We start from the raw sequence: 13,922 nt of genomic DNA on the forward strand, positions 1-13,922 counted from the left end.
GGCGCAGACCTTCGTAATCAACGGCCTTCAGCGCCTTGTCCCACGCGGCGTGATAATCGCCGCTGTCATATTCCCAGCCCAAAGCCGACTGGTACGGGAACTGCTCTTTCTTGATGAAGTTGATCCGGCGCAGTTCCGCCGCATCCATGTTGAGCTCGATCGCCAGAACCTCGATCATCCGTTCGATGAAATAGACCGCCTCGGTCACGCGGAACGAACAGCGATAGGACACGCCACCGGGTGCCTTGTTGGTATAGACGCCATCGACCGCGAGATACGCGACGGGGATGTCATAAGACCCGGTGCAGATGTTCATGAAGCCCGCCGGAAACTTGGTCGGGTCGGCGCAGGCGTCGAAGCCGCCGTGATCTGCCGTCACATGGCAATGCAGGCCGGTGATCTTGCCCTCCTTGGTGGCGGCGATCTTGCCGGTCATCCAGTAGTCGCGGGCAAAGGCGGTGGACATCAGGTTTTCCATCCGGTCCTCGACCCATTTCACCGGCACACCGGTGACGATGGAGGCGACGATGGAACAGACATAGCCCGGATAGACACCCACCTTGTTGCCGAAGCCACCGCCGATATCGGGCGACACGACGCGGATGTTGTGCTCTTCGATCCCCGACAACAGCGAGGCGACCGTGCGCACCACATGCGGCGCCTGGAACGTGCCCCAAAGCGTCAGCTTGCCGTTGACCTTGTCCATCGACGCCACCGACCCGCAGGTTTCCAGCGGGCACGGATGGGTGCGGTGGTAATACATGGTCTCTTCGGCCACCACGTCGGCGTTTTCAAGCACCTGATTGGTGGTGGACTCGTCGCCCTGTTCCCATGTGAAGATGTGGTTGTGATGCTTGCGCGGCCCGTGTGCGCCATGGGTCTGGCCCGCCAGATCCTCGCGCAGGACCACGTCGGATTTCAGCGCCTCGAACGGATCGACGATGACCGGCAGTTCCTCGTATTCGACCTCGACCAGTTCCACCGCGTCGGCGGCGACATAGCGATCCTTCGCGACGACAAAGGCAACCTCCTGCCCCTGGAACAGCACCTTGCCATCGGCCAGCACCATCTGCTTGTCGCCCGCAAGCGTCGGCATCCAGTGCAGGTTCAGCGGGGCCAGATCCTCGGCGGTCAGAACGGCGACCACACCTGGCAGCGCCAGTGCCGCGTCCTTGTTGATCGACACGACGCGGGCATGGGCGTAGGGCGAGCGCACGAAATCCCCATGCAGCATCCCCGGCAGCTTGATGTCATCAACATAATTGCCCTTGCCCTGGGTAAAGCGCGCATCCTCGACGCGCTTGCGCGAGCAGCCAAGACCCTTGAGGTTGGCGGACCGGGCTTCGCGGTCTGGTGTCATGTCGTTCATTGCGCGGCCTCCTTGGAAGCGTTCAATTCATTCGCCGCAGCGAGGATGGATTTGACGATGTTCTGGTAGCCGGTGCAGCGGCAGATATTGCCCGCCATGCCAAAGCGCACCTCTTCCTCGGTCGGGGTCGGGTTTTCCTCGAGCAGCTTGCTGGCGCGCGTGATCATGCCCGGCGTGCAAAAGCCGCACTGAAGGCCGTGATGTTCCTTGAACGCCTCTTGCAGCACGTGCAGGCTGTCCGGCGTGCCCAGACCTTCGATCGTGGTGATCTCGGCCCCGTTCGCCTGAGCGACGAACATGGTGCAGGATTTCACCGACTTGCCGTTCAGCGTCACGGTGCAGGCCCCGCAATGCGAGGTTTCGCAGCCCACATGCGGCCCTGTGATGTTGAGGTTCTCGCGCAGCGCGTAGATCAGCAATTCGCGCGGTTCGGCCAGGAATTCCTTGTCCTCGCCGTTGACGGTCAGTTTGATGTGCATTTTCTGTGTCATGTCATCTGTCCCCTATGCGCGGTCCCAGGCGCGGGTGATCGCGCGTTTCAGGATCACGCCGGCCACGTGGCGCTTGAAGGCCACCGGCCCCCGGTTGTCTTCGGTCGGATCAATGTCGCCCAGCATCGCCTCGACAGAGGCTTTCAGCGCATCGGCGTTGCAGTCGGTACCGATCAGCGCATCGCAGGCAGTTTCGGACCAGACCGGCACGTCGCTCAGGTTGGTCATGGCGATGGAGGCCGACGCGACGGTGCCGCCGTCCTTGGTGATCGTGACAGCCGCTGCGGCGGTCGCATAATCGCCGATCTTGCGCTTCTGCTTTTCGTAGGCGTAACCCCCCTTGGGCGCGTCAAAGCTGACCGAGACCAGAACCTCGTCGTCTTCGCGTGTGGTCATGTAGGCCGCTTCGTAATAGTCCCGCGCCGCAACTGACCGCGCCCCGTCCGGGCCGACAAGATTGATCTGCGCATCAAGGCACTGCATCAGCCCCGGCATGTCGTTGCCCGGATCGCCATTGGCAACATTGCCCCCGACGGTCCCCATGTAGCGCACCTGCGGATCGGCGATCTGAAGCGCCGTTTCCCGCAGGATCGGTGCCACATTCGCCAGCGCCTGATGGTTGACCAACTCGTGTTGCGTGACCATCGCACCGAGAGTGACGCGTCGTCCGTCGATGGTGATGTCCTGCAAGCCGCCAATGTCCTGAAGGTCGATCAGGTGCGGAACCTCTGCCATCCGAAGCTTCATCATCGGAATGAGGCTGTGCCCCCCCGCCATGACGCGGGCATCATCCCCGTGTTTGGTCAAGATGGCGATAACATCGTCCATGTTCGTCGGCCGATGATATTCGAACGCCGCTGGTATCATTGCTGGTCCTCCCCTACCGAGCGCAGATTTATGTCGGCAAACGGTCGTATGCAGCCGTACGCAGCCGCATCAGAATTCCCTTGGAATGAGAGTGTTTGCGCACGAAATGCGAAAGGTTTTCACGAAATGCGAAACTCAGATGCCAAGCGTCTCGCGCACCAGCTTGAGCCGGGATCGACTCACGGGAACCTTTGAAAGATTTGCAGTCTCGAAGTGACACACGCCGTTGTCCTTGAGTCGCACGAACCCGGAGACATGATCCGGATTGATCAAATAGCTGCGATGCGTCTTGATGAACGGCCCCGGTGACAAACGTTTTTCCGCCTCGGTGATCGACCAGGCGCAAAAAAGCCGCTCGTCCTTCGTATAGACATGGGTGTAATGCCCCTCGGCCCGGATCACAGCCACTTGGGACGGATCGACAAACCGCGTCTGCCCTTCCTTCTGGTAGGGGATTTGCCGCTTGGTTGCCACTTTGGTGACGCTGGCCTCGGCCTCTGACGCGTCGGGCCCCGAAGCCGCCAGATCCGGTTTGGGAGGCGCGAGGAAAGTGACCCCGCTCAACAGGAAAGCCCCGCACAGCACAAAGCTCGTGAGCACGACACCGATGGCCATCGTCTCGTTGCTGATCAAAGGCCCGACCTCGTTCTGGGTATCGACGGCGACAAAGCTCGTCCCGGCAATCGCGGCGAAATGAACCGAGAACACGGCGAACCCGAAGATCAACGTGCCGATGACGATATTGCGTTGCGTCCGCCGACCATAAGCGACCGCGAAGGCTCCGACGCACAGCACACAGGAGGCAAGTGTCGCCAAGGCGATCCCCAGCGGTGTATAGACCGCCTTGCACAGCTGCATCGCCGACATGCCAAGATAGTGCATGGCCAGCACCCCCAGCCCGACGATCACGCCGGCAAGAATCAGCGTCTGCCGTGTCCGTTTCCAGAAATGCAGGATCAGCAAGGCGACTCCGACAACCAGGATCGCCACCAGCGCCGAGGCCAGCGTGACGACCGCGTCGTAGTAGAACAGGATCGGCAATTGCAGCCCGAGCATCGCCACGAAATGCATCGACCAGATGCCGCCGCCCAGCGAGATGGCGGAGAGGACGATCAGGATTTTCTGATAGGTCACGCTGCGAGTCGAAAGCCCGCGCGACAAGGACAACCCTGTGAAGCCCGCCATCATCGCCACCAGAAGCGAGGCCAGAACAAGCAGCGGGTCATGAGAGAAGTCGAGGACTTGCATGGAACATTATTATTCCCATGACCTGTAGCTCGCAAGCCGTCCTGATGTGCCAGACCGGCTTTGCCACCGGCATGCGGGTTGCGTTGGACAGCTTGGCAATCGGGACCGTGGATCGCCTTCCGAAAGGCCGGCGAGTCGGACGATACAGTCTCTAACTGGCCTGCTAGTCTCTGATCTTCCCCGAATCTCTACATGTGGGACTCGCCCGCCCGGCTCTCGGATTGCCAAAGGCGGTGGAACCGACACTCGAGATCGCAACCAGGCCCGGACGCTGCCAAACGCAAGACAAAGGTTTGAAGATATTTTTATCAATATAAATCAGATGCTTGGATGAATCGCCTCGTGAGAAACAGGGTCAGGAGCCACATCAGGACCCGCCTTGAATCTTCCGAGCCCATAAGAAAGCTTGCCAAACCGTGCTCCTCTTGCCTAAAAGAAACGATAAATAAAGCGCTGACGCAAAACAGCGTTACTGAGCAGAGGCAACGAGATGGACGCAATCCACATCAATCGGCGTATCCGTGAGAACGCCGAAAACCTGAGCAATGCGCTTGAGAGCCACATGCTCAAGGTGTTCGCCCCGGACGCACGCAAGGAGCTGCGTCGGTTCAATGCGGGCGAAGTGGCTGACCTTCTCAAGATATCGACCTCGTTCCTGCGCAAGCTCCATTTCGACGGCCGGATTCCGGATGTGCATACCACACCTGGCGGTCGCAGACACTACACTGCCGCCGACATCCAGTACGTGCGTGCAGCATTGGAACAGACCGCCAAGACCAAGGGCGCCTATCTGCGCGGTCGTCGTCCCGGCGACAAGCTGCAGGTTCTGTCCTTTCTCAACTTCAAGGGCGGCTCGGGCAAAACCACGTCCTCGGTGCACACGGCGCAACGGCTGGCGCTCAAGGGATACCGGGTGCTCTGTGTCGATATCGACCCGCAAGCGTCTCTGACAACGCTGTTCGGCTATCGGCCCGAGTATGATTTCCTCCATTCCGGCACGGTCTACGACGCCATTCGCTACGAAGACCCCCTGCCCTTGTCAGCCGTCATCCAGGAAACGTATTTCACCGGGATCGATCTCGCTCCCGGCGGGCTCTTGTTGCAGGAATTCGAACACGAAACGCCACAGGCCCTGCGCCACAACATCCAGCCTCCGTTCTTTTCGCGCATGGCCGCCGCCTTGCAAGAGGTCGAGGACCGCTATGACGTGGTGATCTTCGATTGCCCGCCACAGCTGGGGTATCTCACGATGTCGGCCCTTTGTGCCTCTACGGGGGTTCTGATCACCGTCATTCCGAACATGCTCGACATCGCGTCGATGTCGCAGTTCCTGCAAATGAGCGCCGATCTGCTGGACGTCGTGTCGAACGCGGGCGCCAGCATGGAATTCGATTTCCTGCGCTTTCTGATCAACCGCTACGAGGCCAATGATGGTCCGCAGCAACAGGTGGTGGCCTTCCTGCGGCAACTCTTCGGAGACGAAGTGATGGTCGCACCGGTGCTGAAATCCACGGCCATTTCCGATGCCGGATTGACGCATCAAACCGTCTACGAGGTCGACCGATCGCAGTTTCACCGCAACACCTATGACCGGGCGGTGGATTCACTGAATCTCGTGAACGATGAGATCGAGTTGCTGATGCAAAACGCATGGGGGCGCTGATGGCACGCAAGGGTATTCTGACGACGGGACCAACCGACACGAGCAACACTCCAAGGCGCCGCGCGCCCGACCCTGCCCCGCCCCGCGGTGCCGTCGGTGCGTTGCAAAGCTCCCTGACCAAGTTGCAGGAAAATGCGGTCCAGGACATCGCGGCGCATCTGATCGACGATGCCGGCATCGAGGACCGGCTGGCAATCGACCCCGACGCGCAGGCGCAGCTCAAGGAGAGCCTCCAGACCTATGGGCAACAGGTTCCCGTGCTGGTGCGTCCCAACGCCGACAAGCCAGGCCGCTACGAGATCGTCTATGGACGGCGGCGCCTGGCGGCGCTGCGCGACCTTGGCCAGCCGGTCAAGGCAATGGTCCGCAATCTGGATGACGAAGCCCTGGTGTTGGCGCAAGGCCAGGAAAACACCGCGCGGCAGGATCTGAGCTTCATCGAAAAGGCCAGTTTTGCCGCCCAGCTTCAGCAGGCGGATTACGACCGGCAAACCATCGCTGCGGCCTTGTCGATCGACCTTCCCATGGTCAGCCGCCTTCTCAAGGTCGGCACTGAATTTCCGCTCGAATTCCTCCGCCGGATCGGATCCGCGCCGGGGATCGGGCGCGACCGCTGGACCGCCTTGGTCAAACTCTTTACCGATGATCCCACGGGACGGCGCCGCGCCTATGAATTTTCGAACAGTGCAGAGTTCGCGACACTGGACTCGGATGCCCGGTTCGACAAGGTGTTCTCGCTAGCAGCAAACAAGCGCCGGCCGGCTGACAAGAGCGCGGCTGCGAAACCCCGAACGCTGCGCAGCGCGGATGGAACGGCAATCGCCGACATCCGCAGCACGCGGCGTGGTGTGACGCTCAATATCCCGGCGCGCGATGGCTTTGACGCGTGGATCGCGGAACACGCCGAGACCCTGATTTCCGACCTTCACGACCGCTGGCAAAAAGAGCGGTCGGAAGACTGAGGCACTGAAACCTGAAAAGGAGGCACGAGCAGCGACTAACAAAAGAAAAGCCCCCCAGGAGCATCCCGGAAGGCCCTTCTCAATCTTCGCACCTTTGAGTTAGCAACCGCGCTCCGATCTTGTCAACTCCATGTACGGCATGGGGGCAGGATTTTGTTGTCTTTCGTGAAATTTTTATGAGCTATGCGTTCCAGACACCCGTCGGGCGGCCGGTCGAGGCTTGCCTGACGGCTGACATGCCCGCAACAGGCCCCGACAAATGGCAACTTCTGTCTGCCCTGACAGACGCCGCCGATCGCTTTGGGCTGACCCATCGCGCGCTTTGCGTGCTGCGTGCCCTTCTGACGTTCCTGCCAGAGCGGCACATCCCCGATGGACCGCGCGCCATCGTCTTTCCGGCCAACCGCACCCTGTCGAACCGTCTTGGCGGCATGCCGGAAAGCACCCTGCGCCGTCATCTTGCACGCCTTGTCGAAGCCGGGATTGTCAGCCGTCACGACAGCCCGAACTGCAAGCGTTATGCGAAGCGCATCCAGGGCGGGATCGCTCTGGCCTTCGGGATCAGCCTTGCGCCCTTGCTCGACAAGGCCCGGACCATTCTGGAAGCCGCGGCCGAGGCGCAAGCCGAAGCCGAACGAGTTAACGTGCTGCGGGCGCGCGTGATTGCTCTGCGCCATGAACTGCGCACCCGCGACACCGCCGGCCAAACCGAAACCCTGTGCGAAGACATCCGGCGCGCCTTGCGTCGCAGGCTCGACGCAGCTGACCTCAACGCGTGCCTGGCGCGCCTGGAAAGCGCCCTTGATACCTGCCTGGACAGCGAAGCCGACACTGAAGAAACGCTCGAAATGAGCGCCAGCACCACGCAGGTTGAGCGGCACATACACGGGAAAAAAATAATAAACTCTGACTCTGAAGCGCCCCAGCTTCCAACGCCAGCGCCTCAGGACACGATTGCAATGAAAACGACGGCACGGAAATCGGATGAAAGCGGCGTAACGATTCAGGACGTGGTCGAAAACTGCCCAAGCTTCCAATGCTTCTTTCCTGAACCTGTCGGATGCTGGAGAGACCTCGACGATATTGCCAGCCGCCTGGTCCCAATGCTGGGCATAGACCGACCCGTCTTTGCGCAAGCCCGGAACGCGATGGGGCCCATACCGGCGATCATTGCTGTGTTGTACATCCATGAACGGCTGTCAGACATCAAAAACCCCGGCGCCTATCTGCGGCGATTGAGCCAATGCGCCTCAAGGCGGGGATTTGAAGTCACAAGTCTGCTTTTCAGCCGTAAAACTGGCAAATTGTCAGCTGACAATCCGTAATTGGCATTAAAAACAATGAGTTATTGTTTCAGTGTCGTCAAAGCCGTGCTGTTCGGGGATATGACCTTGCCCACCGTTCTGCGACCTTGGCGTGAGGATCGTCCGACTGGCAATCGACATGGCTTGGATGGCTCGGCCTCAAACCCGGCGCTACAGCCCCGCGGCCTTGGTCAGGTTTACCCGGAACCGATCACGCCGACGCTGATACCGGCGGGTCATCTCGGCCGAGGCATGCCCGAGCTGCTTCTGGACATAGCGCTCATCGACCTCGGCCGAAGAGGCAAGCCCGGCACGCAGGCTGTGGCCGGAAAAAAGCGCGAGGCGCTCTCTCTCGGGCAAGTCCGATCGGATGCCCGCGTCAAGCACACACCGCTTGATGAGCCGGGCGACATGTTTGTCGTTCAGCCGCGCCTCCAGCGCACGCTTGCCATCCCGCGAGGTGCCCACGAAGATCGGGCCAAAGTCGATCTTGCCGAAATGCAGCCATTGTTCGAGCGCATGCACGGGGCAGGACTGTTCGGACGATCCGCGCCCAATCTCGACCTCGCGCCAGCCGGTCTTGGCGTTCAGGGTGAGCACGGCGCCGTCGTCGAAGGTTTCGATCCAGCCGCCACTGTCGGGCGTGTCGTCCTTGTGAAGATCAAGGCTGACGATCTCGGACCGGCGCAGCCCGCCCGCATAGCCCAGAAGCAGGATCGCCCGATCGCGCAATCCGCGAAGGTCGAAGGGCAGGCTGGCCACCATGGCGAGAATGTCCTCAGCCAGAATTGCTTCCTTCTGAACCGGAGGCCGCGCATGCCTGCGTTTGATGCCCGCCAGAACTGTTGCGATATGCCGGTTCTTGCGATCGAGGGTAAAGCCTCGTTGCTGGTAGTTCCAGGCAAGACCGGAAAGCCGACGCTCGATGGTCGATACCGAAAGGGCAGGGGAGGCCTGCGCCCCGGACGCCAAATCGGCAAGGTACAGTCCGATCATCTCGGCCGAGGGCGGCAGGGGGTCAGCCCCTTTCATCCGGCACCAGCGTGCAAAATGCGACCAGTCCTTTGCATAGGCCTTCAGGGTGTTGTCCGACATGGAGGCCCGCGCATATCCGCGGGCGGTGTCCACCAGCCGATCAAGCGTTCCGGACCCCGCGACAGGAGAGGGCAGGGCGATCTCGTCTTGTTCTTGCGATGAGCGCGGCTTATACTCTTTTTTCATACGTATGCTCCAAGAGGATGACATGGGACGCGTCAAGGTGAACCTGACACTGGATGCCGAGGTGGCCCAGAGCGCGCGGTCGCTTGGCCTGAACATGTCGCGCCTTGCCGAGGCGGCGATTGTCCAAGCGGCCAAGGCCGAGCGCAATCGCGTCTGGCGCGAAGAAAACCAGGCGGCGATCGACGCCTATGCCAAAGAGGTTGCCGACGACGGGTTGCCACTCGCGCGCTTCCGAAGCTTCTGAGGCGAAGACTGAATGGCGCAATTCGATCTTCATCGCCTGAAAGACGGGCAACTCGTGGTGGACCTGCAAACCGATCTGATCGGCATCGAAGCTTCCCGGATCGTGGCACCCCTGCGCGACGCCGAACGCTATGCCGCGTTTCCGGGGCTGACCCCGCCGGTCGAGGTGGAGGGCGCAGCATGGATCGTCCGGGTTCAGGAACTTGCTGCCGTTCCCGGCCCCGAATTGCGCGACCCGATCGGCTCGCTTGCCGACCACCGCGATGCGTTGAAGCGGGCGCTGGATATCCTGAGCGACGGCGTCTGATCTCTCATCAGAGACCTGAAGCTCCCGAGGCTTGCGAATTGAAGTCGCGCCCGTCCCGGCCCCGGGCATCTTTACTGGCCCGACCGACGCCTCAGACCCGGGATGTGCAGCGTTTTTCAACTGTCGTTCTTGTTCCATTGGTGGACACTAATGTATTGATATCATTGTGTTCATGTTCTTGTTTCATTCCCGGATTATAGTTTCATTATCGGACATAAGACATCAATTCTCCGGGTTTGGCCATGGCGGATCGAGTAGACATCAACGCCGTCGATGATGCTGCGTGGGAACAGGCGGTCGCGCGGGAAGCTGTGATCCGCCGCCTCGCAAGCAAGGCGTCACCGAACCGTGCCGAATTCCTCAAGGCCTGCCGCGATCTTGGTCTCAAGCGCTCCCGCCTGTACGAGTTGATCTCAGCATACAAGGCGCGTCCGCTTGCCAGTTCCTTGATGGCGGCTCAGGTAGGGACACCGACCGGCAGCCGTCGGCTGCCTGACGAGGTCGAAGCGGTGATTTCGGGGGCGATCGAGGAGTTCTACAAGTCTCTCCAGAAGCCAAGCATCAACGCCCTGCAAAAGGAGGTGCGCAGGCGGTGCAGTCAGAGGGGTTTGCGTCCCCCGTGCTGGACCACGCTGCGGGACCGTGTGGCGGCGATAGATCCGGCGGAACTCACCGCGGCGCGTGAGGGCGCTAAGGCCTCTCGCCAGCGCCATCACCCGGTGCCAGGCAGCTATCAGGTCGAACGGGCCTATGAGGTGGTTCAGATCGACCACACGCTGGTGGATGTCATCGTCGTGGACCGGGTTCATCGGAAGCCTTTGCAACGGCCCTGGCTGACGCTCGCCATCGACGTCGCGAGCCGCATGGTGGCAGGGTTTTATCTGACGCTGGAGCCGCCATCAGCCTTGTCGGTGGCACTGGCCATTCAGCACTTGGTGCAGCCCAAATTCGACTGGCTGGAGAGCCTGGGAATCGACGCGGACTGGCCAGCAGAGGGATTGCCGGAGACCATTCACGTCGACAATGCCCAGGAATTCCGCTCAAAGGCGATGAAGCGGGGCGCCGAGGAGCACGGGATTTCGTTGCAGTACCGGCCGATAGGTGCGCCACATTACGGCGGTCACATTGAGCGGCTGATCGGCACAATGATGGGGGCGGTTCACCTGCTGCCGGGATCGACCTTCAGCAGCATCAAGGACCGCGGTGACTACGATTCCGTCGGCAAGTCGGCGATGACGCTCGACGAGCTGGAGCACTGGTTGGCGCTGGAAATCACCCGTTATCATGCTGAACGGCACCGTGCGCTCGGGATTCCGCCGGTTGCGGCCTGGAACGAGGCCTATGGGCGGCGCGAGGCACCGTTGCGCCGGCCTTACGATCCGGAGGGGTTCCGGATCGACTTTCTGCCGAGCACGGAACGCATGGTGCGCCGCGATGGCATCCATCTCTTTGGCCTGCGGTATTGGGACGATGTCCTGAGCCTCTGGGCGGGTCGGCAGGACCGGCAATTGCGGGTGTCCTACGATCCTCGTGACCTCTCCACAGTCTTTGTCCGGAGCCCTGAGGGTCAGCGCTATCCTGTGCGATTTGCGGACCTGCGCCATCCGTCGATCACCCTTGCGGAACATCGCCGTGCGCAGGCGATCTTGCGCGAGCGCGGGCGCGCGCTCGAGGATGAAGCCCTCATATTCGCGGTGATCGAGGAACAACGCGCCCTGGTTGATGCCGCCAGTATAAGGACACGGGAAGCCAGACGATTTTCCGAGAGACGGGACCGAGCGCTTGATGGGGTAGGGGCCTGCGAGATCGAGGATGCCGATCCGAGACCCGAGGAGAACGAAAACGTGCTCAGGAACCATCCGGGGTTCGACGTCGAGGAATGGTCGTGACTGAGGACAGCGCATTTGCACATCTCGATCCAGCCTACCGCCGGTTCGCGGCGCTGCCGGATGATGAGCGCATCGCCTGGATCCGGGCCGACCGCTGGATCGGTTTCGATCAGTCCGGGGCCGCTCTGGCACGTCTGGAAAACCTGCTGACCTATCCACCGCGTGACCGGATGCCATGCCTGCTGATCTATGGCGATACAGGCATGGGCAAAACCAAGATCGTCCGCAAGTTTGAACGCGACCACCCGCCGAAGTTCAGCCAGATCACCGGCGTTGACCATCGCCCGGTGATTGTCGCGCAAGTGCCATCCGAACCCATCGAGCGCGATCTTTACCGCGAACTTCTGGCCGCCATGGGCGCGCCTGCGATGACAGGCGGCACGCTCGTCCGCGAGAAGGATATTTGCCGGTCGTTGCTGCGCACCGTAGGGGCGAAGATGATCATTCTCGACGAGGTGAACGGAATGCTGGCCGGCACCTTCCGTCAGCAGCGGATTTTTCTCAATGCGATCCGGTTTCTGGCCAATGACCTGCGGATTCCACTGGTTTGTGCCGGAACGGACCTGGCTCGGCAGGCCCTGCTGACCGATGCACAACTGGCCGAGCGCTTCGAGGCGTTCCATCTCAAGCCCTGGCAGAACGATGCCGCCTTCGCCGGGCTCCTGAAAAGTTTCGAACGCATCCCGCCCTTGCGCGAGGCATCCGATCTGATCAGCGGGGAGGTTAGAGAACGGATTCACAAGCTGACCTCCGGTGTGACGGCGCGCATCTTCCGCCTGATCGAGACGGCGGCGGAAGATGCGGTTCGGTCGGGCAAGGAGCGCCTCGACGCGGATAGTTTTGGCGACAATCTGGTGCTGCCGCTGGTCTCGATGACCCAGACCGCTCGGCGGCGGGGCAAGCCCGTGCAACAACGGGTCGGGGCATGATGGTGTCGGCCCGACTGCCCGTCGCGCCGCGTCCGTTCATGGACGAACTGCTCTCGTCCTGGATGGCGCGGGTTGCCGCGCGCTACGGGTCGGAGGCTCTTGAGCTGGTGGTGTACCTGGCGGGGCAGGGGGGTAGGAACGCAGGCGCGCGGCAGCTTGACGATGTGGCGCCGGATATGGAGTTGCTCAGCCTTTGGGCTAAGGCCTGCAGGGTCGATCCGGAACTGCTTTGTCGCAGGTCACTGGCTTCCCGATATCCTGATCGGCCGCAGGATTGGTTTCTGACCGAGACAGTGCCGGTCTGTCTTGCCTGTTTCGATGCGGATGTCGCTGGCCGTCGAGATGCCTATCTGCGGGGGCATTGGCGATTGGCAGAGCAGGTGGTTTGCCCGCCGCACCGGACCATGCTCCTGGACCGCTGCCCCGCCTGTCTCGGCCGCCTAAGGCTTTCCTTTCGCATGCTGAATGGCCTGCTGCGCCCCTTCTGTCGCAAGTGCGATGCCATTCTGACCGGCGGGGGAGGGGAGACAGAGCACCCTTTGAAGGCGGATTTCGCCGGAGGCGTCCTCGATCTCCAAAGCCAGATCAGCCGGATCGTCAGAGGTAACCCAGGCCGTTTTGATCGTCTCGAGCATGCAATTCGCACTCTCTGGGCGCCACTTGATCGTGACGGTGCGGCCCGGCCCGTCCTCGCGCTCTGGTACGATGAACCGGGGTGGAATTGTCCCTACGAGGCCCGCGCGGCCGTCGGTCGGTCTGCGCCTCTTCAGCACCTATCAGTGAGCTGGCGGGCTCTGACGCTGGTGATCTTGCATGATCTCTTTGGAGCAGATCTGGAGCCTGGCGCGGTCCTGCCGGAGGCCGCTCTCGTCCTGTTCCGGCGTGCCGCTCCTTTGCCGTGGCTCACGGATGGGCGAGATCTACCCAACGGCAAAGGAAAGCGCACGATTGATGCTGGAGTGGAACGAATCCACAGATTGAGCAAGAGGCCCGTCCACCGGTTAAATGGAAATTTCGAGGGCGAGAGAGGCGATTTCGGCCGAATCCACCCATGAAACTAAAACGACACTAAACTCCTTTTCAGCATACCTCATGATGTCCGATAAGGCAAACTTATTGGACATGAGCCGGATCGGCAGGGTGAGGCGGTTTTTGTGCTGGTTTATGCCAGAAAGCGCCGCCTTGGGATGATGTTTCGGCATGACCTTCGCCCGTGTTCCCCTATCAGCGAGTCTGAGACATTACCCCGGATACCCGCCTGGGCCATCCATGCGCGGGCGCAAGCCATTGAAGAGGTTGCATTTTTTCGGGTGCGGCGCTCGAGCACCTGCGTGTTGTGATGGGACGCGAGGAGGTGCCCCAAGCGGTGTTGCGAGAGCGTCTGGATGTTCCGGACGCCGCCCGCCTATGCGCCCGCGATCCGCGCCCT

13 protein-coding genes are annotated in these 13,922 nt (G+C 61.2%); 8 read left to right on the forward strand and 5 right to left on the reverse strand.

Features of this window, described 5'->3' with window-relative positions; genetic code table 11:
• The 4 genes from LCF60_RS21375 to LCF60_RS21390 form a co-directional block, all read right to left on the reverse strand.
• On the reverse strand, positions 1–1,369 hold a 1,369-nt coding region (locus LCF60_RS21375), incomplete at its 3' end, for a molybdopterin cofactor-binding domain-containing protein (protein WP_292294566.1).
• Positions 1,366–1,860 (reverse strand): (2Fe-2S)-binding protein, encoded by a 495-nt coding sequence (locus tag LCF60_RS21380; RefSeq protein WP_292294567.1) that lies wholly within the window; start codon positions 1,858–1,860, stop codon positions 1,366–1,368. The genes LCF60_RS21375 and LCF60_RS21380, both read right to left, overlap by 4 nt.
• A gap of 12 nt (positions 1,861–1,872) precedes the next feature.
• A complete protein-coding gene (locus LCF60_RS21385; protein ID WP_292294568.1) occupies positions 1,873–2,727 on the reverse strand; it encodes a xanthine dehydrogenase family protein subunit M in 855 nt (284 codons plus the stop codon).
• Positions 2,728–2,862: 135 nt separating this feature from the next.
• Positions 2,863–3,975, reverse strand: a complete 1,113-nt coding sequence (locus LCF60_RS21390) for an MHYT domain-containing protein (protein WP_292294569.1) — start codon at positions 3,973–3,975, stop codon at positions 2,863–2,865.
• A 490-nt stretch (positions 3,976–4,465) separates the two neighbouring features.
• Between LCF60_RS21390 and repA the strand changes: the two genes are divergently transcribed.
• The 3 genes from repA to repC all read left to right on the forward strand — a co-directional run bounded on the left by repA (position 4,466) and on the right by repC (position 7,925).
• On the forward strand, positions 4,466–5,638 hold the full coding sequence (repA, locus tag LCF60_RS21395) for a plasmid partitioning protein RepA (protein ID WP_292294570.1): 1,173 nt from the start codon (positions 4,466–4,468) through the stop codon (positions 5,636–5,638).
• On the forward strand, positions 5,638–6,600 hold the full coding sequence (gene repB, locus LCF60_RS21400; RefSeq protein ID WP_292294571.1) for a plasmid partitioning protein RepB: 963 nt from the start codon (positions 5,638–5,640) through the stop codon (positions 6,598–6,600). Before repA ends, repB begins: the two co-directional genes overlap by 1 nt.
• Before the next feature lie 176 nt (positions 6,601–6,776).
• Entirely contained in the window at positions 6,777–7,925 is a 1,149-nt protein-coding gene (gene repC, locus LCF60_RS21405; RefSeq protein WP_292294572.1) for a plasmid replication protein RepC, read from the forward strand.
• 150 nt (positions 7,926–8,075) lie between these two features.
• Here repC and LCF60_RS21410 read toward each other — a convergent pair whose 3' ends face one another.
• Positions 8,076–9,125: a tyrosine-type recombinase/integrase gene (locus tag LCF60_RS21410; RefSeq protein WP_292294573.1), complete on the reverse strand. Its 1,050-nt coding sequence runs from the start codon at positions 9,123–9,125 to the stop codon at positions 8,076–8,078.
• 22 nt (positions 9,126–9,147) lie between these two features.
• On the opposite strand from LCF60_RS21410, the gene LCF60_RS21415 reads away from it, so the two are divergent.
• The 5 genes from LCF60_RS21415 (at position 9,148) to LCF60_RS21435 (ending at position 13,548) form a co-directional block, all read left to right on the forward strand.
• Positions 9,148–9,369 carry a type II toxin-antitoxin system CcdA family antitoxin gene (locus LCF60_RS21415; protein WP_292294574.1) on the forward strand — a complete coding sequence of 74 codons (222 nt, stop codon included), beginning with the start codon at positions 9,148–9,150 and terminating at the stop codon, positions 9,367–9,369.
• A 12-nt stretch (positions 9,370–9,381) separates the two neighbouring features.
• Positions 9,382–9,675, forward strand: coding sequence for a CcdB family protein (locus tag LCF60_RS21420; protein WP_292294575.1), 294 nt, complete (start codon positions 9,382–9,384; stop codon positions 9,673–9,675).
• Positions 9,676–9,917: 242 nt separating this feature from the next.
• Positions 9,918–11,564, forward strand: a complete 1,647-nt coding sequence (locus LCF60_RS21425) for a transposase family protein (protein WP_292294578.1) — start codon at positions 9,918–9,920, stop codon at positions 11,562–11,564.
• A complete protein-coding gene (locus LCF60_RS21430) occupies positions 11,555–12,493 on the forward strand; it encodes a TniB family NTP-binding protein (RefSeq protein WP_292294576.1) in 939 nt (312 codons plus the stop codon). Before LCF60_RS21425 ends, LCF60_RS21430 begins: the two co-directional genes overlap by 10 nt.
• Complete coding sequence (locus tag LCF60_RS21435) at positions 12,490–13,548, forward strand: TniQ family protein (protein WP_292294577.1); 1,059 nt, start codon at positions 12,490–12,492, stop codon at positions 13,546–13,548. Before LCF60_RS21430 ends, LCF60_RS21435 begins: the two co-directional genes overlap by 4 nt.
• Positions 13,549–13,922 lie beyond the last annotated feature (374 nt).

The organism is Marivita sp. (assembly GCF_020055635.1).
Lineage (GTDB): Bacteria > Pseudomonadota > Alphaproteobacteria > Rhodobacterales > Rhodobacteraceae > Marivita.

Excerpts from the sequence above, each read along its gene's own strand:
- LCF60_RS21380 (WP_292294567.1), bottom strand. The coding sequence starts at position 1,860 with ATGACACAGAAAATGCACATCAAACTGACCGTCAACGGCGAGGACAAG.
- LCF60_RS21385 (WP_292294568.1), bottom strand. The coding sequence starts at position 2,727 with ATGATACCAGCGGCGTTCGAATATCATCGGCCGACGAACATGGACGAT.
- LCF60_RS21390 (WP_292294569.1), bottom strand. The coding sequence starts at position 3,975 with ATGCAAGTCCTCGACTTCTCTCATGACCCGCTGCTTGTTCTGGCCTCG.
- repA (WP_292294570.1), top strand. The coding sequence starts at position 4,466 with ATGGACGCAATCCACATCAATCGGCGTATCCGTGAGAACGCCGAAAAC.
- repB (WP_292294571.1), top strand. The coding sequence starts at position 5,638 with ATGGCACGCAAGGGTATTCTGACGACGGGACCAACCGACACGAGCAAC.
- repC (WP_292294572.1), top strand. The coding sequence starts at position 6,777 with ATGAGCTATGCGTTCCAGACACCCGTCGGGCGGCCGGTCGAGGCTTGC.
- LCF60_RS21410 (WP_292294573.1), bottom strand. The coding sequence starts at position 9,125 with ATGAAAAAAGAGTATAAGCCGCGCTCATCGCAAGAACAAGACGAGATC.
- LCF60_RS21415 (WP_292294574.1), top strand. The coding sequence starts at position 9,148 with ATGGGACGCGTCAAGGTGAACCTGACACTGGATGCCGAGGTGGCCCAG.
- LCF60_RS21420 (WP_292294575.1), top strand. The coding sequence starts at position 9,382 with ATGGCGCAATTCGATCTTCATCGCCTGAAAGACGGGCAACTCGTGGTG.
- LCF60_RS21425 (WP_292294578.1), top strand. The coding sequence starts at position 9,918 with ATGGCGGATCGAGTAGACATCAACGCCGTCGATGATGCTGCGTGGGAA.
- LCF60_RS21430 (WP_292294576.1), top strand. The coding sequence starts at position 11,555 with ATGGTCGTGACTGAGGACAGCGCATTTGCACATCTCGATCCAGCCTAC.
- LCF60_RS21435 (WP_292294577.1), top strand. The coding sequence starts at position 12,490 with ATGATGGTGTCGGCCCGACTGCCCGTCGCGCCGCGTCCGTTCATGGAC.